This window comes from Metapseudomonas resinovorans DSM 21078 (assembly GCF_000423545.1).
GTDB classification, from domain to species: domain Bacteria; phylum Pseudomonadota; class Gammaproteobacteria; order Pseudomonadales; family Pseudomonadaceae; genus Metapseudomonas; species Metapseudomonas resinovorans.
Window position 1 is genome coordinate 174,749 of the sequence record NZ_AUIE01000006.1, and the last position, 24,689, is coordinate 199,437.

At 64.9% G+C, this 24,689-nt stretch carries 17 protein-coding genes and 2 tRNA genes; 8 read left to right on the top strand and 11 right to left on the bottom strand.

The window, feature by feature from the left end; translation table 11 throughout:
• Window positions 1-7 precede the first annotated feature (7 nt).
• The gene (rimO, locus tag G559_RS0106890; RefSeq protein ID WP_028627541.1) at window positions 8-1,330 is read right to left on the bottom strand and encodes a 30S ribosomal protein S12 methylthiotransferase RimO; all 1,323 of its coding nucleotides are present in this window, start codon (window positions 1,328-1,330) and stop codon (window positions 8-10) included.
• Between the two features lie 209 nt (window positions 1,331-1,539).
• Here rimO and G559_RS0106895 point away from each other — a divergent pair, with 209 nt between their 5' ends.
• On the top strand, window positions 1,540-3,444 hold the full coding sequence (locus G559_RS0106895) for a potassium transporter Kup (protein WP_028627542.1): 1,905 nt from the start codon (window positions 1,540-1,542) through the stop codon (window positions 3,442-3,444).
• A 56-nt stretch (window positions 3,445-3,500) separates the two neighbouring features.
• On the opposite strand, the gene G559_RS0106900 is transcribed toward G559_RS0106895, so the two are convergent.
• The 6 genes from G559_RS0106900 to G559_RS0106925 form a co-directional block, all read right to left on the bottom strand.
• Entirely contained in the window at window positions 3,501-4,049 is a 549-nt protein-coding gene (locus tag G559_RS0106900; protein ID WP_028627543.1) for a cytochrome b, read from the bottom strand.
• A 74-nt stretch (window positions 4,050-4,123) separates the two neighbouring features.
• Window positions 4,124-5,395, bottom strand: a complete 1,272-nt coding sequence (locus G559_RS0106905; protein WP_028627544.1) for a virulence factor family protein — start codon at window positions 5,393-5,395, stop codon at window positions 4,124-4,126.
• Window positions 5,396-5,402: 7 nt separating this feature from the next.
• On the bottom strand, window positions 5,403-8,048 hold the full coding sequence (gene mprF, locus G559_RS0106910; RefSeq protein WP_028627545.1) for a bifunctional lysylphosphatidylglycerol flippase/synthetase MprF: 2,646 nt from the start codon (window positions 8,046-8,048) through the stop codon (window positions 5,403-5,405).
• A gap of 217 nt (window positions 8,049-8,265) precedes the next feature.
• Window positions 8,266-10,671 (bottom strand): bifunctional diguanylate cyclase/phosphodiesterase, encoded by a 2,406-nt coding sequence (locus tag G559_RS0106915; protein WP_028627546.1) that lies wholly within the window; start codon window positions 10,669-10,671, stop codon window positions 8,266-8,268.
• Between the two features lie 146 nt (window positions 10,672-10,817).
• Window positions 10,818-10,894 (bottom strand) — tRNA-Met (locus tag G559_RS0106920).
• Between the two features lie 114 nt (window positions 10,895-11,008).
• Window positions 11,009-11,085 (bottom strand) — tRNA-Met (locus G559_RS0106925).
• Between the two features lie 192 nt (window positions 11,086-11,277).
• Here G559_RS0106925 and dinB point away from each other — a divergent pair.
• Window positions 11,278-12,333: a DNA polymerase IV gene (gene dinB / locus G559_RS0106930; RefSeq protein ID WP_028627547.1), complete on the top strand. Its 1,056-nt coding sequence runs from the start codon at window positions 11,278-11,280 to the stop codon at window positions 12,331-12,333.
• Between the two features lie 246 nt (window positions 12,334-12,579).
• Here dinB and G559_RS0106935 read toward each other — a convergent pair whose 3' ends face one another.
• Genes G559_RS0106935 through G559_RS0106950 form a run of 4 tightly spaced genes read right to left on the bottom strand, consistent with a single transcriptional unit; the run spans window position 12,580 to window position 17,265 of the window.
• On the bottom strand, window positions 12,580-12,987 hold the full coding sequence (locus G559_RS0106935) for an META domain-containing protein (RefSeq protein WP_028627548.1): 408 nt from the start codon (window positions 12,985-12,987) through the stop codon (window positions 12,580-12,582).
• Window positions 12,984-13,424 (bottom strand): hypothetical protein, encoded by a 441-nt coding sequence (locus G559_RS0106940; protein WP_028627549.1) that lies wholly within the window; start codon window positions 13,422-13,424, stop codon window positions 12,984-12,986. Before G559_RS0106940 ends, G559_RS0106935 begins: the two co-directional genes overlap by 4 nt.
• 35 nt (window positions 13,425-13,459) lie before the next feature.
• Window positions 13,460-14,443, bottom strand: a complete 984-nt coding sequence (locus G559_RS0106945; protein ID WP_028627550.1) for a 2-hydroxyacid dehydrogenase — start codon at window positions 14,441-14,443, stop codon at window positions 13,460-13,462.
• Between the two features lie 59 nt (window positions 14,444-14,502).
• Window positions 14,503-17,265, bottom strand: a complete 2,763-nt coding sequence (locus G559_RS0106950) for a response regulator (protein WP_028627551.1) — start codon at window positions 17,263-17,265, stop codon at window positions 14,503-14,505.
• 114 nt (window positions 17,266-17,379) lie between these two features.
• On the opposite strand from G559_RS0106950, the gene G559_RS0106955 reads away from it, so the two are divergent.
• From G559_RS0106955 to G559_RS0106980, 6 genes are all read left to right on the top strand, one after another.
• Entirely contained in the window at window positions 17,380-18,093 is a 714-nt protein-coding gene (locus G559_RS0106955) for a response regulator transcription factor (RefSeq protein ID WP_036997034.1), read from the top strand.
• Window positions 18,090-19,442, top strand: a complete 1,353-nt coding sequence (locus tag G559_RS0106960) for a sensor histidine kinase (protein ID WP_028627553.1) — start codon at window positions 18,090-18,092, stop codon at window positions 19,440-19,442. Before G559_RS0106955 ends, G559_RS0106960 begins: the two co-directional genes overlap by 4 nt.
• 185 nt (window positions 19,443-19,627) lie before the next feature.
• Window positions 19,628-21,895, top strand: coding sequence for a FepA family TonB-dependent siderophore receptor (locus tag G559_RS0106965; protein ID WP_028627554.1), 2,268 nt, complete (start codon window positions 19,628-19,630; stop codon window positions 21,893-21,895).
• A gap of 14 nt (window positions 21,896-21,909) precedes the next feature.
• Window positions 21,910-22,215 (top strand): hypothetical protein, encoded by a 306-nt coding sequence (locus tag G559_RS0106970; protein WP_036997035.1) that lies wholly within the window; start codon window positions 21,910-21,912, stop codon window positions 22,213-22,215.
• Window positions 22,212-23,159, top strand: a complete 948-nt coding sequence (locus tag G559_RS0106975; RefSeq protein WP_028627556.1) for an alpha/beta hydrolase — start codon at window positions 22,212-22,214, stop codon at window positions 23,157-23,159. The genes G559_RS0106970 and G559_RS0106975 overlap by 4 nt, the downstream gene beginning before the upstream one ends.
• Window positions 23,156-24,688, top strand: coding sequence for a PepSY-associated TM helix domain-containing protein (locus tag G559_RS0106980; protein WP_028627557.1), 1,533 nt, complete (start codon window positions 23,156-23,158; stop codon window positions 24,686-24,688). The genes G559_RS0106975 and G559_RS0106980 overlap by 4 nt, the downstream gene beginning before the upstream one ends.
• Window position 24,689 lies beyond the last annotated feature (1 nt).

The window sequence follows — 24,689 nt, forward strand, 5'->3', positions numbered from 1 at the left end:
CATCACATCAGACCAGCTCGGCCCACATGTCGTATTCGTCGGCATCGACGATGCGCACGCGCACCTTGTCGCCCGGCTTCACGCTGGTGGACTCGATGAACACGCTGCCGTCGATTTCCGGTGCGTCCGCCCAGGAACGGGCCACGGCACCTTCGTCGTCGACTTCGTCGATCAGCACGTCCATTTCGCGGCCGATCTTCAGCTGCAGGCGGGCGGTGGAAATGGCTTGCTGATGCGCCATGAAGCGCTCCCAGCGGTCCTGCTTGATGTCGTCCGGCACCGGCTCCAGGCCCAGGTCATTGGCCGGGGCGCCGTCCACCGGGGAGTACTGGAAGCAGCCGACGCGGTCCAGTTGGGCTTCGGTCAGCCAGTCCAGCAGGTACTGGAAGTCTTCCTCGGTTTCGCCGGGGAAGCCGACGATGAAGGTGGAGCGGATGGTCAGGTCCGGGCAGATCTCGCGCCATTTCTTGATGCGCGCCAGGGTCTTGTCCTCGAACGCCGGGCGCTTCATGGACTTGAGCACTTTCGGGCTGGCGTGCTGGAAGGGGATGTCCAGGTAAGGCAGCAGCTTGCCTTCGGCCATGAGCGGGATCACGTCGTCCACGTTGGGGTACGGGTAGACGTAATGCAGGCGCACCCAAACGCCCATGGCGGAGAGGGCCTCGCAGAGTTCCAGCATGCGGGTCTTGACCGGCTGGCCGTTCCAGAAGTCGAGCTTGTACTTGAGGTCGACACCGTAGGCGCTGGTGTCCTGGGAGATCACCAGCAGCTCCTTGACGCCGGCCTTGACCAGGCGTTCGGCTTCGGAGAGCACATCACCCACCGGGCGGCTGACCAGTTTGCCGCGCATGGACGGGATGATGCAGAAGCTGCAGCTGTGGTTGCAGCCTTCGGAAATCTTCAGGTAGGCGTAGTGGCGCGGGGTCAGCTTGATGCCTTGCGGCGGCACCAGGTCGACGAAGGGGTCGTGGTCGGCCTTCGGCGGCACCACTTCGTGCACGGCGCTGACCACTTGCTCGTACTGCTGTGGGCCGGTGACGGCCAGCACGCTCGGGTGCACGTCACGGATGGAGTCTTCGGATACGCCCATGCAGCCGGTGACGATCACCTTGCCGTTTTCGGCGATGGCTTCACCAATGGCATCCAGGGACTCGGCCTTGGCGCTGTCGATGAACCCGCAGGTGTTCACCACCACTACGTCGGCATCCTGGTAGGTCGGTACGATCTCGTAGCCTTCCATGCGCAGCTGGGTGAGGATGCGCTCGGAATCGACGGTGGCCTTCGGGCAACCCAGGCTGACGAATCCGACTTTGGGAGTAGCGGTGGACATGTGCGGCTAACCTCAATGGGCGCTCGGGAGGGCGCCTCTGATCAAAAAGTGCGCAATTCTAGCGGCAGGCGTCGGTCATTTCTACCCTTACGTGTCGTCATTTCGCAGCTAGCCTTTGGGAAGCCGGCATAGGCGGGGCGGGACGCCCATGTTCGCCGGATGAGCTGCCCCAACGATGCGCTTCAACTGTCATCAGCAGGAAGGTTCAGATGAGCGAAAGCATCACGCAACCCGCCGAGCAGCATGCCGGACATACGGCTTCAGGGCTCGGTTTGCTGGTGGCCGCTGCCGGTGTGGTCTACGGCGATATCGGCACCAGCCCGTTGTACACCCTCAAGGAAGTCTTCTCCGCCCAGTACGGCGTCCAGATCAATCACGATGGGGTTCTGGGCGTGCTTTCGCTGATCTTCTGGTCGCTGATCTGGGTGGTGTCGATCAAGTACGTGCTGTTCATCCTGCGCGCGGACAACGACGGGGAAGGCGGCGCCATGGCCCTGACGGCCCTGGCCCAGCGCGCCGCCAGGTCGTATCCCCGATTGAAGGCAGCCGTGTTGTTGCTCGGCTTGTGCGGGACCGCGCTGTTCTATGGCGACAGCATGATTACCCCGGCGATCTCGGTGCTTTCTGCCATCGAGGGGCTGGAAATCGCGTTCGATGGCCTGGAGCAGTGGGTCGTGCCCTTGTCGCTGATCGTGCTGGTGGGCCTGTTTCTGATCCAGAAGCACGGCACCGCGCGGATTGGTACCCTCTTCGGGCCGATCATGGTGCTCTGGTTCAGTGTGCTCGGTGCCCTAGGCATCTATGGCATCGCCCAGCAGCCGGAAGTGCTGAAAGCGCTCAATCCCTGGTGGTGCGTACATTTTTTCGTTATCCACCCGGGCATCGGCGTCGCCATCCTCGGGGCCGTGGTGCTGGCCCTGACCGGTGCCGAAGCACTCTATGCCGACATGGGCCACTTTGGCCGCAAGCCCATCGCCCGCGCCTGGTTCTTCCTGGTGTTGCCGGGGCTGGTGCTGAACTACTTCGGTCAGGGGGCGATAATCCTTGCCGACCCTGCCGCAGCCCGTAACCCTTTCTATCTGTTGGCGCCGGGCTGGGCGCTGCTGCCCATGGTCGGGCTGGCCACCCTGGCCACCGTGATCGCCTCCCAGGCAGTGATTTCCGGGGCCTTCTCCCTGACGCATCAGGCTATGCAACTCGGTTACATACCGCGCATGTTCGTCCAGCACACCTCGCAGCAGGAGCAGGGGCAAATCTACATCGGTGCGGTGAACTGGGCGCTCATGGTGGGCGTGGTGTTGCTGGTGCTGGGCTTCGAGTCGTCAGGGGCGCTGGCCTCGGCCTACGGCGTGGCGGTAACCGGCACCATGCTGATCACCACCCTGCTGGTGGCCGTGGTGATGCTGCTGCTGTGGAAAACTCCGTGGTGGCTGGCCGTGCCCGTACTGTTGGGCTTCCTCTTCGTCGACAGCCTGTTCTTCGCGGCCAACGTGCCAAAGATTTTCCAGGGAGGGGCCTTCCCGGTGATCGCCGGCGTCGCGCTGTTCACCCTGATGACTACCTGGAAACGTGGCAAGCAGATCGTGGTCGAGCGCCTGGACGAAACCGCGCTACCGTTGCCACTGTTCATCAGCAGTATCCGTTCACAGCCTCCGCATCGGGTGCAGGGCACCGCCGTGTTCCTCACCGCGCGGACAGACGCGGTGCCCCATGCCTTGCTGCACAATCTGTTGCATAACCAGGTACTGCACGAGCAGGTGGTGCTGCTGACCGTGGTGAGCGAGGACACGCCACGGGTGGCGGCAGACCGGCGTTTCGAGGTAGACGCCTATGGCGATGGATTCTTCCGGGTGATCCTGCACTTCGGCTTTATCGAAGAACCGGACGTGCCAGCGGCGCTGAGGCTCTGTCACCTCAACGAGCTGGATTTCAGCCCGATGAGCACCACCTGGTTTCTCAGCCGGGAAACGGTGATCCCCACCAAACGCATCGGCATGGCGCGCTGGCGCGAGGCCTTGTTCGCCTTCTTGCTGAAGAACGCCAACAGTAACTTGAGGTACTTCAATCTGCCGCTGAACCGGGTGATCGAGTTGGGGACGCAGGTGGAGATTTGAAGGCGGGGATTGGAGAGTCGGGTGCGCCACGCGGCGCACCCTGAGGCATGTGGCGATCAGCCCTTGCGCGGCAGCATCCGCACCAGGGTGTTATCCCGGCTCACATAGTGGTGGAACAGCGCCGCCACCGCGTGCAGGCCGATCAGCCAGTAGCCGGCAGTGCCCGCCAGTTCGTGGAGTTCCTTGATCTGCCCGGCCAGCTCCTTGTTCGGGCCGATCAGTGCCGGCAGTTCAAGGCCGAAGAAGGGAGTGGGCTTGCCCGCTGCGCTGAGGATCAGCCAACCGGCCAGGGGCGCGCCGATCATCAGGGCATAGAGTGCCAGGTGCATCAGTTTGGCGAGGGCGTTCTGCCAGCTCGTCGGCGCGGGTTGAATGGCTGGCGCGGGGGAAATCATCCGCCCGATCAGGCGCAGCCAGACCAGGAAGAACACCGCCATGCCGAGCATGAAGTGCCACTGCTTGAGTAGTTCGCGGGTTTCGCTGCCCTTGGGAAAGTTGCCCTTCAGTTCGATGCAGGCATAGACGGTTGCGATCAGTACCAGCATCAGCCAGTGCAGGGCGATAGATAGGTTCCCGTAGCGGGAAGTTGCGTTCTTGAGACTCATCACGGTACCTCGTGCTCGATATTCAAAACGGAGCGGAGGATAGCCCCTTTGTCTTAAGCGAATCTGAACCTGGGTCAATCCTTGGCCAGTGGTTCCTGCCGCTTCTCGACGGCAGCCAGCATTTTCTCCGCCAATGCCGGGTAGTTCTCGTCGTAATGGTGGCCGCCGGGCAGCTCGAGGTTTTCCCCGACGGTGCCCGGCTGTGTGCAGCCGCTTTCGTCGGCTTCTTCCTTGCCGAACACGCAGAGCACCTTGGTGGCCGGCAGTCTGGCCAGTTCCGGCCCGGTGGCGGCTTCCTGGCCGGCTTTGCCGAGCCAACCCTGCACCTCGATCTCGAAGCTGCCACTGCGCGCCAGGGCCAGTAGCAGGATGGCGTCCACCTGATCCTGATCGGCCTTGGACAGGTGGTTATAGAAGGCCGGCAGCACGTCAGCGCCGAAGGAGTAGCCGGCCAGCACGAAGTGCTTGGCTCCCCACTTTTCACGGTATTCCTTCATCAGCCGGCTGAGATCGGCAGCGCCCTGCTCGGGACTCTTGTGCTGCCAGAAGTAACGCAGGGAATCGATGCCCACCACCGGGTAGTCGCGCTTGGCCATCTCATCGGCCACCGCACGGTCCAGGTCGCGCCAGCCGCCATCGCCGGAATAGAACAGGGTGACCGTCTCGGCAGGCTTGGCGGCCGGTACTTCCACCACAGGCAATGGCTCGCCCTGGCCCTGCAACAGGCTCTGCACGCGTTGCTGGAGCAACTGCACCAGGCTGGTGTCGTAGTCGCTGATCAGGGTTTCGGCGTTGGCCTGGTTGCGGGCGAAGGCGGCGCTGGGGTCGTCCGGGTTGTCGTTCCAGGCGGCCAGCCAGCGGCCGTGGGCGGCCTTCTGTGGCAGGTCGGCGGGGCAGTCGGGGGTCGCCAGGCTGAAGTCGATGGACAGGGCCTGGGCCGTGTCGTCGAACTGTCCGGCCAGCCAGCGCCAGGCGAAGCTGGCTCCCGGACCGATGCCGGCCACCAGGGTGGGCTCGCCGCCAAGGGTTTCGCGGGCTTGCTGCAAGCGCTGCTGCTGTGCCGCGCAATCCTTGGTCGGCAGGTCGAGTTGTAGAAGTCGCGCGTTGCTGCTGCGGGCCAGGGTCAGCAAATCGGCATCCGCCAGACGCTGATTGCCGCTGGTCACCAGCAGCACGCGGTGCTGCACGGCTCCCGAGGGATTGGCCAGGGTCATGGCACTGCCGTCGGGCAGTTTCAGATGGTCCAGCCTGGCCTGGGGGGCGGGGCGGCTCCAGACCAGTAGGGCCGCGCCCACCAAAGCGAGGATCAGGATCAGCAGCAGGCGTCGCCAGTTGCGTTTGAGCATGCGTACCTCAGCGTTTGATCAGGCCGGTAAAGCCGCCGGCGATCAGGGCAGCGGTATCGGCCAGCGCCACCAGCGGGTCGAGGCCTGCGGGCACGGCCATGTAGCGCGGCTCCCAGTCTGGCTGGAACTTCTCCTTGAAGCGACGCAGGCCCTGGAAGTTATAGAACTGCTCGCCACGCCGGAACACGAGGGCGCCGAGACGTTGGGTCAGGGGCGCACCGCGGCGCGGCTGCAGTCCGGCCAGGGGCACCATGCCCAGGCTGAAGCGGGCATGGCCGCGTTCCTTGTAGTGCAGCAGCAGGCTGAGCATGAGGAACTCCATGGTGAGCTTCGGGGCGTGCGGATGGACGCGCATCAGGTCAATGCTGGACAGGGTATTGCCCTCGGTTTCCAGCAGGTTGGCGAAGGCCACCGGCTTGCCCTCGAACTCGATGGTGGCGATGCGGAAGTGGTTCAGGTAGTCGGGGTCGAAGCGACCGAGGGAAAAGCCTTTCTCCCGTGCCTGTTTGCCTTGCATCCAGGCTTCGGAGATGGTCCTCAGCTGATCCAGGGGGGCAGTCCCGGCATCGTAGATCTGCAGGCCGAGGCCGTCGCGCTGGCCACGGCTGAGGGTGTAGCGCAGGTCCTTCATGGCCTTGTTCTTGGCGTCCAGGTCGAATCGGGGGAGGTCGACCCGGGCTTCCTCGCCCAGCTTCAGCGCGGACAGACCGATATCCATGTAGTAGGGCAGGTTCTCCGCGCGCACCTGGTAGAACACCGGCCGCGCATGGTGGTGGTCGCAGAGGTCGCGGAACTGCCAGATCAGCTCGGCGCGCCGGTAGGACGGACCAATGGGATCGAACAGCGCCACCAGGCTGCGGCCGCGGCGGGCGTACATGAGGAAGGCGTCACCCTCCGGATGGAAGAGCAGCGCCTTGTCCCCCGTCAGCACCAGGCCGCCATCGGGTTGGTCGGAGTTGCGGATGACCTCGACGGCGCGCAGCAGCTCCTCTTTCGTGGGTTCGTGGATGGTCGGTGGCAGCGGACGCAATAGCCAGGCCAGGGCGATGCCCGCGAGCAGCAGGCCGCTGGCCAGGGAGGCGCGCAGGGCGCGAGGGGCGTCGCCGTCCACCTCGAACTGCCACCAGAGCTCATGGCTATAGGGTACGTCCTGGAAGGCGAAGAACATCAACCAGAGGGCGGCGAGCAATACGCAGGCGCTGGCAGCGAGGTTAAGCGGCGAGAAGGGCACTTCCAGCAGGCGGCTGGGGCGGTAGAAAGCGCTGCGAAAAATGGCCAGCAGCATGGCCGTCATGGTCAGGAGACTGGCTTCCTCCCAATCGAACCCCTTCAGAAGCGACAGCCCGGCGCCAGCCAGCAGGAGCACTACTGTCAGCGCCCAGGCTGCCGACAGGCGATGGCGCAGGCCGTGGGCGAGCAGCAGGCAGAGCACGCCGATGAGGCTTGCTGCCAGGTGTGAGGCGTCGATCAGGCGATGGGGAATCAGGAAGCTCAGGTGTTCCAGGCGGGTGTCCGCTGCCGGGGTAACGCCGGAAAACAGCAGCACCACGCCGGACAGGAACACCAACAACGACAGCACCGGTGCGGCCAGGCCGGAGGCGGCGCGCAGGGCCTGGCGGCCAGCGGGGAACAGACGCTGTGCCTCGTTCGCCAGCAGCAACAGGCAGGCCAGTACCAGCGGCAGACCGACATAGATCAGGCGGTAGAGCACCAGGGCGGCCGCCAGCGGCGCTGCGCCCAACTGGCCGGCAAAGGCGGCCAGCAGTACAGCCTCGAACACGCCGACGCCGCCCGGTACGTGGCTGAGCACGCCGGCTGCCAGGGCGAGCATGTAGACCAGCAGGAAGGCGCCGAGCGGCGGCGCCTCCGGGAGCAGGACATAGAGCACGCAGGCGGCGGCGCAGACATCCACCACCGTGATCAGCAGCTGCACCGCCGACAGACGCAGTCCGGGTAGGCGCACGCTGCGATTGCCCAGGCGGATATCGATGCAGCCAGGCACGGGTGGTTCCGGCGCGCGCTGGCGGGAAATCCAGAAGATCAGCCCGGCACCGGTCAGCAGCACAGCCAGGGCCAGGCTGATCACCAGGCTTTCCGGCAGGCCCAGGGCCAGGGAAGCCGCTGCCGGGGCACTCAGCGCGGCCAGGGCAGCCAGCGGCGGGAGCGCCGAGCCCAGCGCGAGGCTGGCGAACAGGGTAATGCGGGCGATATCGCCGGCGCCCAGTTTGTCGCGGCCGTAGAGACGGAAACGTACCGAGCCGCCCGTGAGCATCGACAGGCCGACCGCGTTACCAATGCCCGAGGCGCAGAAGCTGCCGAGGGCCATGCGCTGCAACGGCAGGTGCACGCCAGCGAAGCGGCAGCCGGACCACTCGTAACCGACATAGGCCATGAAGCTGACGGAGGTGGCCGCCAGCGCCAACAGCAGGCTGGTGCCGGGAACGTCGTGGACGGCGGTGCGCAGGGCATTGGGGTCCAGTTCCCGCAGCAGGTGCCAGCAGGCCAGCAAGCCGAGCACGAAGACCAGCAGGGTGAAGGCGATGACGATCCACTGCCGGTAGGCTGTGAGGCTATCGAGCCAGCGTAGCGGGGCCGGTTCTTCGTTGAGTTGGCCGTTGGCCGGGCGTTCCACTGGCGGAGTGTTGGCGCGCATCGAGCACCTCTAGGCAATGTGCGCCACTGAGTGTGGGCGTCGACAGCAAGTTCCAAGTGTCTGGCAGAACTTTTTCTTCGCCGGCATTGCTGCAGTGAAGTGCGAGAAATGGCCGGGTGCATCGCCAAGTCTAGGCGAGCGCGGGGGGGCGGCTGAAGCGGGGGGCGCGGCGTGCGGAAGCGGCGGGCGGCAATTGGTCGCGGCCTGGGGGCGTCGGTCAGTGCCAGACCGAGCGGGTCTCCCAATCGCGGAACTGATCGGCGGGTATCGGCTGGCTGATCTTGTAGCCCTGGGCAATGTCGCAGCCGTACTGACCGAGCTGGTTGAGGGTCAACTGGTCTTCCACTCCTTCGGCCACCACAGTCAGGTCGAGGTTGTGGGCCAGTTCGATGATGGAGCGGACAATCTTCGCCGAGCCGTCGTTGCTGGTCATGTGGGTGACGAAGGACTGGTCGATCTTCAGCGAGTCCACCGGCAGCTTCTGCAGGTAGGCGAGGGACGAGTAGCCGGTGCCGAAGTCATCGATGGTCAGGTGCGCGTCAAGCTCCTTGAGCGCGGACAGGGTCTGCAGCGAGGCCACCGGGTCTTCCATCAGCGCGCTTTCGGTCAGTTCGAACTCGATCCAGTGGGGCTTTGCGCCCCAGGTGGCGAAGGAACCCTGGATGCGTTCCAGAAGCCGCGGGTCACGCAGGTCGTGGGCCGACAGGTTGACCGAGATCGGTCGCTCATCGCCCTCTTCATGCCAGGCATAGCGTTGGCCCAGGGCGGTATCCAGCACCCAGAGCGTCAGCGGGGTGATCAGCCCGGTGTTTTCCGCCAGGCGCACGAACTCGTCCGGCGGCAGCATGCCGTGCTGCGGGTGGCGCCAGCGCACCAGGGCTTCGGTGCCGCAAACGCGGTTGCTGGCGATGTTGACCTTGGGTTGGTAGTAGAGCAGCAGCTCGTTGCGATCGATGGCGCGGCGCAGATCGCCCATCAGCGTCAGGTGCTGGGCACATTCCTGGTCGAGTCCGCCCTGGAACACCGCGAAGCCGGCGTTGGAGCGCTTGGCCTGTTCCATGGCGCTGCCGGAACGGCGGATCAAAGCCTCGGGTGCCGTGCCGTGGCCGGGGTAGAGCGCAATGCCGATGCTGGCCCGTGCTTCCAGATAGAGGCCGGACAGTTCCACCGGGTCGTACAGCGCCGTGAGTATTTGCTTGGCCAGTTGCGACGCCTGCTCGGCGCCGCTATTGGGCATGAGCACGGCGAACTCGCACTCGCCCATGCGCGCCACGATGCGTTCGGCACCCACCACCTGTTTGAGGCGGGCGGCGATCTCGATCTGCAGGCGGTCGCCTTCGCGGTAGCCGAGGGTTTCGTTGATTTCCTGGTTGCGGGCGATCTCCAGCTGCAGCAGGCCGAAGGGGCGCCTTTCCTGGCGAGCGTTGACGATGGCGGTATCCAGCAACTCGCGCAGGCGTACGCGATTGGGCAGGCCGGTCAGGGTGTCTTCATAGGCCATCCTGCGGATCGTCGCTTCGGCTTCCATGGCGCGGGCGCGGGTACGCAGTGTGGTAATGCCAAAGCCCAGGTCATTCGCCATGGCGAGAAGCAGTTCCACTTCCGTCTCATCGAAGGCGTCGGCATGGGCCGCCATGATCACCAGCATGCCGATGAGGTGTTCCTCGGCCCGCAGGGGCAATGCCAGCGCCGCGGCGAAACCGTACTCGCGAGCTTCCTGGTGCAGCGCGGCGGCAGGGTCGTTGAGCAGGTCACGCATCACCAGCGGGTCGCCGGCCTGCAGGGCGGTTTCAAGCTGGCTGTGAAAACCGTCGTCATGGCCGCCCGCTCCCCAGCCCTGGCAGATGCCATTGGCAGCGTTGCAGGCCATCACTTTATAAGGGCGTGCCGCATCGTCCTGAAGGTAATCGACCCAGGCCTGGCGATAGCCGCACTCCTCTACCAGCACCCGGCAAATCTCCGCCAGCAGCGGTGTTTCATCGTTGGCGTGGATCACCGCATGGTTGACCGCCACGCGGGTGGCCAGGGCACGATTGAGGGCGTCGACCTGGAGCTCGGCCTGTCGACGCATGGCCTTGCCGCGCAAGGCCTGGAGTCCGAAAGCGAGGTCGTCGGCGGCCTCGCTGAGCAGTTCCAGTTCCCGCTCGCCGAAGGCATCCGGCTCCTGGGCGCAGATCGCCAGGGCACCGAAAACCTGGCCGTCCACCCGCAGGGGCAGGGACAGGACCGAGGCAATGCCGTGGGTGATGGCGCTTTCCCGCCATGGGCTGAGCCTGGGGTCGGTGAGGATATTGCGCGTGATGGTCGGGGTGCCGGTGCGGATGGCCGTGCCGGTGGTGCCGTGTCCGCGCTCACGGTCGGCCCAGGTGATGTTGAGAGACTCCACATAGGCCCGATCGAGCCCAACGTGGGCGAGGGGTGTCACCGACTGCGCTTCATCATGCTCAGCGCGGCCGACCCAGGCCATGCGGTAGCCGCCTTCCTCTACCACGACCCGGCAGATTTCCTGGAACAGGAAGCACGGGTCTTCGGCGCGCAACAAGGCGCGGTTGCAGCCGCTCAAGGTGCGCAGCGCACGGTTCAGGTATTCGACTTCCTCGCTGGAAGCGCAATAGGCGGGCATGACCAACCTCCACCGAGTGGATGGGTGCGCTTCAAGTATAGAGGTCGAGGTCTTGCCGGACGGGAGACTGACGAGCAGCCTGGACAGACGGAACTGGGGGAGGGGAAAAGAAAAAGGCCACTCCGAAGAGTGGCCTTTCTTGAAACTGGTTGCGGGAGCTGGATTTGAACCAACGACCTTCGGGTTATGAGCCCGACGAGCTACCAGACTGCTCCATCCCGCGCCGGCAATTCTACAGTTCTGAAGAGGGCTGTCAAACGATTTCTTTCATTTAAATCAAATACTTAATTCAGCCCAAACGAAAAAGGCCACTCCGAAGAGTGGCCTTTCCTGAAACTGGTTGCGGGAGCTGGATTTGAACCAACGACCTTCGGGTTATGAGCCCGACGAGCTACCAGACTGCTCCATCCCGCGGTCGCCATTCTACATTTCTGCAGGGGGCTGTCAAACGGTTTCGCAGAAAAATTCTTTTTCCCTCAAATATTTAGCAATCCGGAAGGCTTTTCGGGCGGCGCGCACCAGTGCGCTAGAGCGCCTGGGGAGCGGGCTGGCCTGGCTGCGGTATCATCGCCTGCTACCGGAATTGCGCTCGCGCCACTGACCCTCATGCCGCAACGAAAAATCATCCACATTGACTGCGACTGCTTCTATGCCGCCATCGAGATGCGCGATGACCCGGCGTTGGCGGGCAAACCCCTGGCAGTTGGCGGCTCTCCGGACAAGCGCGGGGTCGTGGCGACCTGCAATTACGACGCGCGCGCCTACGGGGTGCGCTCGGCGATGCCGATGCGTACGGCGGTCAAGCTGTGTCCGGACCTGACCATCGTCCGGCCGCGGATGGATGTCTATAAAGGTGTCTCGCGGCAGATCCACCAGATTTTCCGCGACTACACCGAGATCATCGAGCCGCTGTCCCTGGACGAGGCCTACCTGGACGTCTCCGACAGCCCGCACTTCAATGGCAGCGCCACGCGCATCGCCCAGGAGATTCGCCGACGGGTGGCGGCGGAGCTGCACATCACGGTGTCCGCCGGCGTGGCGCCGAACAAGTTCATCGCCAAGATCGCCAGTGACTGGCGCAAGCCTGACGGCCTGTACGTGGTGAAGCCGGACCAGGTGGATGAGTTCGTTGCTGCGCTGCCGGTGAACATGTTGCACGGCGTAGGCAAGGTGACCGCGGAGAAGCTGGCGCGCCTCGGCGTGCGCACCTGCGCAGACCTGCGGGATTGGAACAAGCTGGCGCTGGCGCGGGAGTTTGGAAGCTTCGGCGAGCGGCTCTACAACCTGGCGCGGGGTCAGGATGATCGCATCGTGCAGGTCGATAACCGGCGGCAGTCCATCAGTGTGGAGAACACCTACGACCAGGATCTACCCAACCTGGACGCTTGCCTGGAGCGGCTGCCGGCCTTGCTGGACGAGCTGCGTGGACGCATGGCGCGACTGGACAGCACCTACAAGCCGGACAAACCCTTCGTGAAGCTGAAGTTCCATGACTTCACCCAGACGACGCTGGAGCAGGCTGGCGCCCGCCGTGATCTGGACAGCTATCGGCAGTTGCTCAGTGCGGCGTTTGCCCGGGGCGACAAGCCGGTGCGCTTGATCGGCGTGGGCGTGAGGTTGCAGGACCTGCGCGGTGCGCACGAGCAACTGAACCTGTTCTGATGCGCGACCTGCTGTTCTGCAGGGGCGAATTCATTCGCTATGTCTGCGTTAGCTGTTGCGAGAGATTTGCCATCGGGCCAAGTGCTTTGTAGGAGCTGCAGGTGCTTGCAACACGTAATACAGACAGAGCCAATTCATTCGCCAAGCAGGCCGAAGGTCTGCCTTTCGACGCCGCGAGGGGCAGCGATGCTGCCCTTGGCGAATGAATTCACCTCTACATGGAAAGGACGGAGCGGCAGGAGGCGATCAGCCTTCCACCGGCCACAGCCGGATCGGCTTGCCTTCGGCTGGCCACAGGCGCAGCTGGTCGATGGGCGAAATGTCCCAGCGCTGGACCTTGCCCAGGGCGTCGAGGAAGCGCTGTTCCTGCTCCATCAGCGCGGGGGCGCACATCTTGCGGGTGCTGCCGGCGGCGCCGAAGGTCAGTTGGCCGCCTTCCAGGGTGTAGGACGCGAACCAGTGGTTACAGCCGGCATTGCCGTAGGCGCGGTTGTCGTCGCCCAGGGTGATGGTCAGGTGGCTACGGTCGATCAGCGGGCGTTCGCCGATCCATTCCACCTGGTATGTCGTGCCGGTCTCCAGCTGCGGGCGATCGGTCGCGCAACCGGCGAGGGTAGCGGCCAGTGCGGCCAGCAGCAGGGCTTTCTTGGTCATTCAGCGTCCTCCTGACGACAGTTCGGGCAGTAGTGCTTGCCAGCGTGGCTGCGCCAGCCCAGCTCGGCGATGCGCGCTTCGGCGGCCGGTGCCTGGGCCTGTTTGCCAAGGCCGCCGTCGACGGCGAACTCGAAGTCCAGGCGTGCGCCGCAGGCGTCGCAGTCTACATGCCAGTTGTGAATCGAAAGTTCCTTGAAGACCGGGCCCTTGGCTACCGCCAGCCATTGGCCGGGCGGGTTGATCAGGTGGCGGACCTTGTCCACGGACAGGCGCATGCTGAGGTCACGGCTGCCCTTGAGGGTCACCAGCAGGGTGTCGCCGGCTTGGATCGAGCCGCCAGTACCCGTGACTTGGTAGAGACCCGGTGAGAGGGCGCGGCATTCGTTCAGGGTGTGGGCGGGGTTGAGCAGGTTGTAACGGAAATCGTGTTCGGCCATAGGTCCTCCGGAAGCGCCGCGCATCCTATCACGGCCTAGGCGTCCACCTGATTGCATGGTCGCCCGGCGGCCCATGCGGTGATGTTGTCCAGGGTGGTGCGGGCGATGGCGGACAGGGCTTCGCGGGTGAGGAAGGCCTGGTGCGCGGTGACGATCACGTTGGGGAACGTGAGCAGCCGCGCGAGCACGTCATCCTGCAGGGGAAGGTCGGATCGGTCTTCGAAGAACAGGTTGGCTTCTTCTTCATACACATCCAGGCCGAGGTAGCCGAGCTGGCCGGACTTCAGTGCGTCGATCAGCGCCGGGGTGTCGACCAGGGCGCCGCGCCCGGTGTTGATCAGCATGGCGCCGCGTTTCATCTGCTCCAGGCTCTGGGCGTTCACCAGGTGGCGGGTGGCGTCGTTGAGCGGGCAGTGCAGGCTGATGATATCGCTGTTGGCGAGCAGTTCCGGCAGGTCGACGTAGATCGCCCCAAGGGCCTCGACGCTGGCATTGCGCTGCGGGTCGAAGGCCAGCAGGCCGCAGCCGAAGCCGGCCATGATGCGGGCAAAGGTGGCCCCTATCTGACCGGTACCCATGACGCCGACGGTCTTGCCCACCAGGTCGAAGCCGGTCAGCCCGTGAAGGGTGAAGTCGCCTTCGCGGGTACGGTTGTAGGCGCGGTGCAGGCGTCGGTTGAGGGCCAGGATCAGCGCCACTGCATGCTCGGCGACGGCGTGGGGAGAGTAGGCCGGTACCCGTACCACGGTCAGGCCCAGGCGTTTGGCGGCGGCCAGGTCCACGTGGTTGTAGCCGGCCGAACGCAACGCGATCAGTCGGGTGCCGCCGTTGGCCAGGCGCTCCAGCGCAGCAGCGGAGAGGTCGTCGTTGATGAAGGCGCAGACCACGTCGAACCCGTTGGCCAGGGCTGTGGTGTCGAGCGTCAGCCGCGCCTGCTGGAAGTGCAGTTCGAAAGTGGGGCAGGCGCCGAGGAAGCTTTCGCGGTCATAGGCCTGGCTGCTGAACAGAATGGTGCGCATGGGTTCTCCTTGAGTGTTCAGCAGCATAGCTGGCGGTTGGCCATTGCACGTGCCCTGGGTCAAGCCTCCAGTCGTGCCACCTCGGCCAGGCGGGCGATGGCCGCATCCAATTCTTCAAGGGCCTGCGGGGCAGCCGGGTCGTTTTGCTTGAGCAGCGTTTCGCTGCGCTGGCAGGCGGCGCGCAGTTGCGGTACGCCGCAGTAACGGGTTGCACCGTGCAGGCGGTGGACCCGCTCCAGAAGGCTGGTGCGATCGCCGCTGCGCGAGGCCTGCTGGATGGCTTCGCGGTCGGCGTCGAGGGAAGCCAGCAGCATGGACAGCATGTCGGCTGCCAGATCGGCCTTGCCGGCCGCCAGGCGCAGCCCTTCCTCCGGATCCAGTACCTCCAGGCCGTTGTCGTAATGGCTTTCTCTGCCCTGGCCCTGGCGTTGCGTCGGCTGACTGCCGAGGCTGAGGCCACTCCACTTGAGCACCACCTGGGCCAATTGGCGTTCGCCAATGGGTTTGGTCAGGTAGTCATCCATGCCGCCCTGGAGCAGGGCGCGCTTTTCGTTGGTCAGGGCATGAGCGGTCAGGGCGACGATGGGCACCGGATCGATGCGTTGCTCGCTCTCCCAGCGGCGAATCGCTTCGGTGGCCTGGGTGCCGTCCATGCCGGGCATCTGCACGTCCATCAGGACCAGGTCGAAGCGCTCGCGCTGCACCGCTTCCACGGCGGCGAAACCGCTGTCGACCGCTTGGACCTCAGCCCCCATGTCGCTCAGCAGGGTCTGCACCAGGAGGAGGTTGGCCGGGTTGTCGTCAACGCAGAGCAGCCTTGGCGCGCGGCTGTTGTTCGGTTGCGGCAGGTCGATGCGCGGCGGACGCGGGCTGACCAGGCCACTCAGGGCCTGTTGCAGCTTGAGGGTGCAAGCCGGTTTGGCCTGCAACTGGCTGTGGGCTTCGGGCAGGGCTCGGTGATAAAGCACCTGCTCGGTGGTGGGGCAGAGCACCAGGCTCTTGCAGCCGAGCTGCTCCAGTTCCCAGGCCCGTTGGCTGAGCTGCTCTGGCGAGAGCGTCTGGACGTCCGCACCGATCACGGCGAGGCCGATGGGGCGGTTGCTCAGGCGGCGCGCGGCGACGTCGTCGACCAGGGTGTCGATGCTGGGGTAGTCCAGCACCTCCAGGCCGCAATCTTCCAACTGATGGTGCAGCGATTGGCGGGTCAGCTCCTGGGGTTCGAGCACCGCCACGCGGCGGCCGTCGAGACTGTGCTGGGTGGCGTCGTCGATCTCGTCCAGGGATTTGGGCAGGCTGAGGGTGATCCAGAACTCCGAGCCCACGCCGGGCGTACTGCTGACGCCGATCTCGCCGCCCATCTGTTCGATCAGGCGCTTGGAGATCACCAGGCCAAGACCGGTGCCGCCGGCCTGGCGGGAGAGGGAGTTGTCAGCCTGGGTGAGGGCCTGGAACAGGGCGCGCAAGTCCGCGTCGGTGAGGCCGATACCAGTGTCCTGCACGCTGATGCGCAGTTGCGCCAGTTCGTCATCGCTGTCGTCCTCGAGCATGGCGCGCACAGCGATGGTGCCTTCGCGGGTGAACTTGATGGCGTTGCTGACCAGGTTGGTCAGCACCTGCTTGAGGCGCATCGGGTCACCCATCAGCTGCAGCGGGGTGTCGCGGTAGACCAGGCTGACGAGCTCCAGGCGCTTCTCGTGCGCGGCCGGGGCGAGGATGGTCAGGGTGTCCTGGACCAGATCGCGGAGATTGAACGGGATGTTCTCCAGGACCAGCTTGCCGGCCTCGATCTTCGAGAAATCGAGCACCTCGTTGATGATGCCCAGCAGGCTGTCGGCGGATTTCTCGATGGTGTTCAGGTAGTCCTGCTGACGCGAGGTGAGGTCGCTTTTCTTCAGCAGGTTGGTGAATCCGAGGATGCCATTGAGAGGGGTGCGGATCTCGTGGCTCATGTTGGCGAGGAACTCGGACTTGATGCGGCTCGCCTCCAGGGCCTCCTTGCGTGCCAGGTCCAGTTCGATGTTCTGGATCTCGATGGTCTCGAGGTTCTGGCGAACGTCCTCGGTGGCCTGGTCGATGTTGTGCTGCAACTCTTCCTGTGCCGTCTGCAAGGCCTCGGCCATGCGGTTGATGCCTGAGGCCAGCTCATCCAGCTCATGGCTGCCCAGGGGCGGCAGGCGGGTTTCCAGGCGGCCTTCCTTGAGCAGCGCGACGCCCTGTTTGATGCGCCGCAGCGGGTCGTTGATGGCGCGGCTCATGCGCAAGGCCAGCAGGGCGGTGACGCCCAGGCCGGTGGTGATCAGCAGCAGGCTGGCGAGCAGGCTTCGATAACCGCGGAGCAGGGTGCCCTGGTGGGACATCTCCAGCTCCACCCAGCCCAGCAGGTTGTCGTTGGACAGCGGTGCGTTGTCGCCGGACAGCACCCGGTGACGCTCGAACACGGGCTGCAGGAATCGGGTGGCATCGGTGTTGCTCTTCAGGGCGAGGTTGTCGCCCTCGCCGTCAGGGCTCTCATTGAGCATGCGCGGCCCGGCGTGGGCGAGGCGCTTGTGGTCGGCGCCAATGAAGCTCACCGAGCGCACATCAGCCTGATCCAGTGCGTGGTCGGCAATCCGCTCCAGCAGCACGGCATCGCCGCGGATCAGGGCGGGCGCGGCGAGTGGCGCCAGGTGTTCGGCGATCATCTGGCCGCGTTGAAGTAGTTGGGCTTGCATGTCGGCCTGCTGCACCCAGGTGAAATAGCCGCCCAGCACCAGCGCCAGCAGGCTGGTTGGCAGCAGCGTCAGCATGAGCACACGGCCCTTGATGCCCAGATCCTTGTACACGCCACTCCTCCCAATGCGCTTTCCGCGCAGTGTAGCGACTCATTGGATGGGAATCTTCCGGCAGTTTTGCCACAATTCGCATACGGTAATTTTTCGCATTTGCAGGTTATTTTCATGCAGGTCACACCCCGTGCCCCCGCTCGCATCCTTGCCATCGAGGACGATCCCCTGCTGGCAGCCCATTTGCACGACCACCTGCGTGGTCGTGGCTTCGATGTCACGCTCCGCCACGACGGCAAGGAGGGCCTGGGGCTGGCCCGCGAGGAAGACTTCGATCTGATCCTCATGGACATCCTGCTGCCAGGCTGCAACGGCCTGGACGCGCTCGCCCACTTGCGCCGCGAACGCAAGGTGCCGGTGATCCTGATGTCCGCCCTGGGTGCGGAGCAGGATCGCATCGCTGGTTTCAGCCAGGGCGCCGACGACTACCTGCCCAAGCCTTTCAGCATGGGGGAGATGGAGGTGCGCATTGAAGCCGTGCTGCGCCGCGTTGCCTACGAGCGGGTGGAAGCGTCGGTGGAACCCAACCAGGACCCGCAACTGGATTTCGTCGATAACCGCAATGACGTTCGCCTGGGCGAGCAGTGGGCGGGGTTGACCCCCACCGAGTACCGGCTGCTCGATCTACTCTCGCGCAACGCCGAGGAGGTGCTGAGCAAACCCTTCCTCTATCAGCAGGTGCTGCACCGCGCCTTCTCCCAGCATGACCGTGTGCTGGACATGCACGTCAGCCACATTCGCCGCAAGCTGCACGCCGTCGGGTACAGCGCCGGGCGGTTGGAAACGGTCTGGGGCAAGGGTTACCTGTTGACGCGCCAGCCATCATGAGGCTGCCCGGGCGCCATTCGCTGTTCTGGAAACTGGCGGTTCTGCTGGTGGCTTTCTGCTTGCTGGTGCTTTGGCTCAGCCGGTCCTGGAGTGCCTATGTGGAGCTACGTAGCTACCGCCTGACGCAAGCGGCCCGCGAGCAGCTCACGGCCTATGCCCATGAGGCGGAAACGGCCTGGATGCGTGGAGGCGCCAGGGGCGTCGATGCCTGGGTCGCGGACATGGCGACCCGCGAGTCGAGTTGGGTAGCGGTGATCGGCAGCGACCTGCAGTCCCTTGGCAGCCGCCCCTTGAGCGTCGAGGAGCGCAGCCACCTGACCTTCATGCGGCGGATCGACTGGCCCATGAGCAAGCGTGCAGTCGGATTGCCGACCGTAAGCTTGCCTTTTCCGGGCAATCCGCACGCCGGCCAGTTGGTGATTCAGCTGCCCGAGCGCTTCCTGCCCAGTGGCTTCGGCATGGCCTGGCAACTGGTAATCCACGGTCTGGTACCTGGGGCGCTGGCGTTGTTGCTCTGCGTGCTGCTCTATCGCGTGCTGATTTCCCCCCTGACGCATCTGCGCGAGCAGGCCAACGCCCTGCGCGGAGACCGCCTGGGCACGCGTGTCGACCGGGCGGTCAGTACCCGGCAGGACGAGTTGGGCGAGTTGGGGCGCGCCTTCGACCATATGGCCGGACGCCTGGAAAACACGGTCGCCTTCCAGCGCCAGTTGCTACGGGACCTGTCCCATGAACTGCGCACCCCCCTCAGTCGCCTGCGTGTCGCCAGCGAAGGTGCCGACGACATCGAAGCACTGCGCCAGCGCCTGGAACGCGAGGTGCGCAGCATGGAGAGCCTGGTCAACGACACCCTCGAACTGGTCTGGCTGGACACGGATCGTCCCGAGTTGCCTCTGGAGGAGGTGGAGGTGGCCTCCCTCTGGGAGGTGCTGCGGGAAAACGCGTCCTTCGAAGCGGGTTGGGATGTGGCTCGCATGCCTTGCGAACTGGGGCCGGAGTGCCGGGTACGTGGCCATCTCAACGGCCTGGCCCAGGCCTTGGAGAACATTCTGCGCAACGCCATTCGTCATTCGCCGGAGGCTGGCCATGTGCGCCTGGGAGGCCGTCAGGACGGGGGGCGCTGGCATCTCTGGGTCGATGATGAAGGCCCCGGAGTCGCCGACAGTCAGCTGGAAACCATCTTCATGCCCTTCACCCGGCTGGCGGCTGAAAGGCCAGGCGGCGATGGCTTCGGCCTGGGGCTGTCCATCGCCAGAAGCATGGTGCGCCTTCAGGGCGGCGAACTCTGGGCGGAAAACACAGGCACCGGTCTGCGCATGAACCTGCGGCTGCAAACGTATACTTTGTAAATTAGATTTACTCTCAAATAGGAATAAATAGCATTTGCGCCAATTCCCGAGCCGACAGCGGGGCAGGCCGGATAGTTCCGGCCAGGCAGGGCGCATTCGCCATCTGATCCTTTAGCTCGACGTGTCGCCCTTCACAGGGCGCCGTTTCCTTCGGCCCGGGTTCACCCGCGTCAAGGAGATGGAGCATGCAACCGCGTTTCAAACTCAGCCACCTGACCCTGGCCCTGCTGGCGATGTCCGCGCCTGGCCTCGGCTTCTCCGCCACCCTGGAACTCGAGGGTGACGAAGTGCCGGTGGAGTCCACTGACCTGCCGGTTCCCGGTACCCGCCAGGCCATGGAGCTGGAAGAAACCCGCGTGCTGGGCACTGCCGAAGAGGAGCTGAAGCAGGCGCCGGGTGTGTCCATCATCACCGCCGAGGACATCCAGAAGCGTCCGCCGGTGAACGACCTGTCCGAGATCATCCGCCGCGAGCCGGGCGTCAACCTCACGGGAAACAGCACCAGCGGCAGCCGTGGTAACAATCGTCAGATCGACCTGCGCGGCATGGGGCCGGAGAACACCCTGATCCTCATCGACGGTAAACCCTCCACCTCGCGCAACGCCGTGCGCTATGGCTGGAACGGTGACCGCGACACGCGCGGCGAAACCAACTGGGTACCGGCCGAGCAGGTCGAACGCATCGAGATTCTCCGTGGCCCGGCGGCGGCCCGTTATGGCTCGGGTGCCATGGGGGGCGTGATCAACATCATCACCAAACGTCCGACGGACAAGCTGAGCGGCTCGGTCACCGCCTTCACCTCGCTGCCTGAAGACGACGCCGAAGGCATGAGCAAGCGCACCAACTTCAGCCTCAGCGGCCCGCTCGCCGATGCCCTGTCTTTCCGAGTCTACGGCGGCGTGAGCAAGACCGACGCCGACGATGCCGACATCAACGCCGCTCACCAGGCAAGCGATGATTCGGTAGTCGCCGGTCGTGAAGGTGTTCGAAACAAGGACGTCAACGGCCTGCTCAGTTGGCAGCTGACGCCGGAACAGACCCTTGACCTGGAAGCCAGCTACAGCCGCCAGGGCAACATCTATACCGGCGACACCATGAACAACAACGCAGGCGGCAACCCGGACTTCATCAGCAGCCTGATCGGCAAGGAAACCAACGTCCTGCAGCGCACCAGCTATGCGCTGACCCATTCCGGCGACTTCGATTGGGGCTCTTCGACGGCGTCCCTCGGCTATGACTACACCCGCAACTGGCGCCTCAACGAGGGCCTGGCCGGCGGACCTGAGGGCGCGCCCAGCGAAGGCTCCGGCGATTTCACCTCGCGCCTGCGCAACACCCGCGCCAACGCCGAAGTGAACCTGCCACTGAGCTTCGGTCTGGAGCAGGTGCTGACACTGGGCACCGAGTACCTCTACGAGACCCTCAATGACCCGGGCTCCATGCGCGCGCAGAGCTTCGATCCCGGCACCGGCGGCGTGCCGAACCTGGCAGGCTTCGACCGCAACAGCACCAAGACCTCGGCCTACAGCTACGCCTTCTATGCCGAGGACAATATCGAGCTGGGGGCGGACACCATCGTCACGCCGGGCCTGCGCTACGACAATCACCAGGACTTCGGCCCCAACTGGAGCCCCAGCCTGAACGCGTCGCACCAACTGACCGACGAACTGACCCTGAAAGGCGGCATCGCCCGCGCCTACAAGACGCCGAACCTCTACCAGTCCAATCCCAACTATCTGCTCTACAGCCGTGGCAACGGCTGCAACGCCAACGAAACCAACAGCGGCGGCTGCTACCTGGTTGGCAACCCGGACCTGGAACCGGAAATCAGCGTGAACAAGGAAATCGGCCTGGCGCTGGACAAAGGGACCTGGCGGACCAGCGCGACCTACTTCCGCAACGATTACAAGAACAAGATCGTCGGCAGCAACGATTTCGCCTTCCGCCTGGCCAACGGTCGTCGTGTGCAGCAGTGGGAGAACGCTGGCAAGGCGGTGGTCGAGGGGGTCGAGGGCAACCTCTTCGTCGCCCTGGCACCGAATCTCGACTGGAACACCAACGTCACCTACATGATCGAGTCAGAGAACCGCGACACCGGCGAGCCGCTGAGCATCATCCCCGAATACACCATCAACACGTCGCTGGACTGGCGCGCGACCGAGCAGCTCTCCTTCCAGGTCAATGCCACCCATTACGGCAAGCAGGAAGCACCATCGCTCAACCCGCGCACCGACCAGGCCTACGACAGCAGCGCGCAGCAAGATGTCGACCCGTACTCCCTGGTGGGCATCAGCACTGGCTACGAGTTCAACAAGAACTTCAGCGTGCGCCTGGGGGTGAACAACCTGTTCGACAAGCGCATTTATCGTGAGGGCAACGCCGGCGACGCGGGCGCCAACACTTACAACGAGCCGGGGCGCGCTTACTTCGCCTCCTTCACTACCGCCTTCTGAGGGTTGGCAAGTCGATGATCGCCAGGTGGTTCGCCTGGGTTGCGCCAGCCTGGCTGGCGGTGCTGTCACGCAGCACCGCCGCCTTGCTTGGTGGCTACCTGTTCAGTTACGCCTTCACCGCCGCCCTGGCCCGGCTGTCGCCCCTGGACGGGGCGGACGCGGTGATAGTCGCCACGCTGCCGTCCTTTGCCGTCTTCACCTTCGCCATCCTCTGGGCCTTCTCCGCGCGCAGTGCGTGGAAGGCCTGGTTGCTCGCCGCCTGGGCGTTGCCGCTGGCGGCAGTGGGCTTCTGGCCGCAACTGTTGGAGTGGGTGGCATGAGGCAGCTGCTGCTCGTCCTGCTGTGCTGCTGGCCCTGGCTTTCGGAAGTCCAGGCCAGGCCCGACCTGGACAAGGCTGTTGCGCCCGGTGTCGCTGAGCAGGGCTCTGCGTATTACCGGTTCCAGTCGCTGGTGGTGACGTCCGCCGACGGCTTGCGCGGTTACCAGGTGCGAATAGGCATTCCTCGGCGATTGCCGTCGGCGGCCGGCTATCCGGTGATCTACCTGCTCGATGGCAACGCCGCAATCGAGGCACTACGCGAGGAGTGGCTGGCCGAACTGGACCGCGCCGATCCGCCCGTGCTGGTTGCCATTGGTCATGCTGGGAACCGTCGCTTCGACGTGGCGATGCGGACCTACGACTACACGCCACCGATGGGCGTCGAGCCGATCTGGGATGACCTCGAACAGACCCGCCGCGCCGGCGGGGCAGAGCAGTTCCTCGGGCTGATCGAGACCAGGCTCAAGCCGCAGGTGGCGGAACTGGCGCCCATCGATCCCGGACGTCAGGCCCTTTGGGGGCACTCCTACGGCGGATTGTTCGTGCTCTACAGCCTGTTCAGCCGGCCCGATGCCTTTCAATCCTACGCAGCGGCGAGTCCATCGCTGTGGTGGCGGGACGGTTACCTGCTGCAACTGGAGAAACGCTTCGGTGGCCTCGCCGCCGGCCAGCGCGCGCGCTTGCTGATGACCAAGGGTGATGCGGAACAGTCGTCGCGGGTACCGGCCAATGCTGCGGAGCGGGAGCGGCGGCTCCAGCGTGAATCCGTTCCCCCCGAAGCGGCGCGCGAGCTGGCGCGACGCCTCGGCCAATGGCCCGGCCTTGTCACTCGCTATATCGAATTTCCGGGGCTTGGGCATGGCCCGGCCCTGGCCGCCTCATTGCTGCCCGCGTTGCGAATGGCCGCTGGGGTTTCCCTTGAGCACCTGGAGGTTCAGCCGTGAAGAACACCTTCACCCAATCCATGGCCTGGCTGCACACCTGGGGTGGCCTGCTGTTCGGCTGGTTGCTGTTCGCCATTTTCCTTACCGGCACCCTCGCAGTGTTCGATCAGGAGATCGACAACTGGATGCGTCCGGAAGTACCGGTGCGAGCGGTCTCCCAGGTTGAGTCGGCCGAGCGCGCGTTGACCTGGCTCGGCGAGCACAAGGCAGACGAGAGGATCTGGAGCATCAGTCTGCCCAGCGAACGGGCGCCGGACCTGGTGGTTTCCACCGGTGGCCGGCGCCACGGCGGCGGCCAACACCTTGATCCAGCCACGGGCGAGCCTCTCGCTGTGCGTGAAACCGCTGGCGGTCTGTTCTTCTTCCGCTTCCACTTCACCCTCGACCTGCCGCGAAGCATTGGCATCTGGGTGGTCGGGCTGGCGGCTATGGCGATGCTCGCGGCTCTGGTTTCCGGCATCGTGATCCACAAGAAGATCTTCAAGGAGTTCTTCATTTTCAGGCCCGGCAAGGGCCAGCGTTCCTGGCTCGATGGCCACAACGCCAGCGCAGTGCTGTTGCTGCCGTTCCACCTGATGATCAGCTACACCGGCTTGGTCATCTTCTTTCTCATCTATATGCCCGCGGCGGTGGACGCCCTGTTCGAGGGTGACTTCCGTGCCTACGCCGAGGCCCAGCACGGCCATCATCACGCGCCGAGCCCGCGTGGGCCGGTAGCGGCCGCGCCGCTGACCGACCTGGGGGCGGTGCTGGCCGAGGCGGAGCGGAGGATGGGACCCGTGGGCGGTGTGGTGATCCAGAACCCTGGACGTGCCGATGCGCGTATCGAGGTTCGGCGTGTGCTGGGCAACCGCATCGCACTGACCAAAGGGCAGAACATGGTCTTCGACGGGGTGACCGGTGAGTTGCTGGAAGGGCCGCCAGAGATGCGGGCGGCCCAGCTCACCCAGCGGGTGATGGCCGGCCTGCATTTCGCTCAGTTCGGCGGTTATCCCATGCGCTGGCTCTACTTCTTCTGTGGCCTGGTGAGCAGCGCGATGATCGCAACCGGTCTGGTCCTCTTCACCGTCAAGCGCCGCCGTCGGCCCGATGCAGAGGGCGCCGTAGCCGCCGCTCTCTACCGGGCTGCCGAGCGGCTGAATGTGGCGGTGGTGGCTGGCCTGACCCTGGCCTGCGTGGGCCTGCTCTGGGCCAACCGTCTGTTACCGGTGGAGTTGACGCAGCGGGGTACCTGGGAAGTGCGGGTGTTCTTCGCCCTCTGGGTCCTTAGTCTGGGGCATGCCTGGCTGCGCCCGTACCTTGCTGCCTGGCGCGAACAATTGGGGCTGGCGGCGTTGCTTTGCCTGGCCTTGCCGCTGGCCAGCTTCCTGGGCCTGGAGGCGCCCTGGACCGAGCGAAGCCGGCTGTTGCTGGAACTCACTGCCATGGCGTGTGGCTTGCTGCTGGCCTGGACGGCGCATAGGGTTCGGCCCGCTGCCGATCGATCGACTGCGCGTCGCCCATCCCGCACGCTGGCGGAGGTGAACTGAA

Bases quoted from the DNA above. Each gene is read 5' to 3' on its own strand.
- rimO (WP_028627541.1), bottom strand. From the start codon at position 1,330: ATGTCCACCGCTACTCCCAAAGTCGGATTCGTCAGCCTGGGTTGCCCG.
- G559_RS0106895 (WP_028627542.1), top strand. From the start codon at position 1,540: ATGAGCGAAAGCATCACGCAACCCGCCGAGCAGCATGCCGGACATACG.
- G559_RS0106900 (WP_028627543.1), bottom strand. From the start codon at position 4,049: ATGAGTCTCAAGAACGCAACTTCCCGCTACGGGAACCTATCTATCGCC.
- G559_RS0106905 (WP_028627544.1), bottom strand. From the start codon at position 5,395: ATGCTCAAACGCAACTGGCGACGCCTGCTGCTGATCCTGATCCTCGCT.
- mprF (WP_028627545.1), bottom strand. From the start codon at position 8,048: ATGCGCGCCAACACTCCGCCAGTGGAACGCCCGGCCAACGGCCAACTC.
- G559_RS0106915 (WP_028627546.1), bottom strand. From the start codon at position 10,671: ATGCCCGCCTATTGCGCTTCCAGCGAGGAAGTCGAATACCTGAACCGT.
- dinB (WP_028627547.1), top strand. From the start codon at position 11,278: ATGCCGCAACGAAAAATCATCCACATTGACTGCGACTGCTTCTATGCC.
- G559_RS0106935 (WP_028627548.1), bottom strand. From the start codon at position 12,987: ATGACCAAGAAAGCCCTGCTGCTGGCCGCACTGGCCGCTACCCTCGCC.
- G559_RS0106940 (WP_028627549.1), bottom strand. From the start codon at position 13,424: ATGGCCGAACACGATTTCCGTTACAACCTGCTCAACCCCGCCCACACC.
- G559_RS0106945 (WP_028627550.1), bottom strand. From the start codon at position 14,443: ATGCGCACCATTCTGTTCAGCAGCCAGGCCTATGACCGCGAAAGCTTC.
- G559_RS0106955 (WP_036997034.1), top strand. From the start codon at position 17,380: ATGCAGGTCACACCCCGTGCCCCCGCTCGCATCCTTGCCATCGAGGAC.
- G559_RS0106960 (WP_028627553.1), top strand. From the start codon at position 18,090: ATGAGGCTGCCCGGGCGCCATTCGCTGTTCTGGAAACTGGCGGTTCTG.
- G559_RS0106965 (WP_028627554.1), top strand. From the start codon at position 19,628: ATGCAACCGCGTTTCAAACTCAGCCACCTGACCCTGGCCCTGCTGGCG.
- G559_RS0106970 (WP_036997035.1), top strand. From the start codon at position 21,910: ATGATCGCCAGGTGGTTCGCCTGGGTTGCGCCAGCCTGGCTGGCGGTG.
- G559_RS0106975 (WP_028627556.1), top strand. From the start codon at position 22,212: ATGAGGCAGCTGCTGCTCGTCCTGCTGTGCTGCTGGCCCTGGCTTTCG.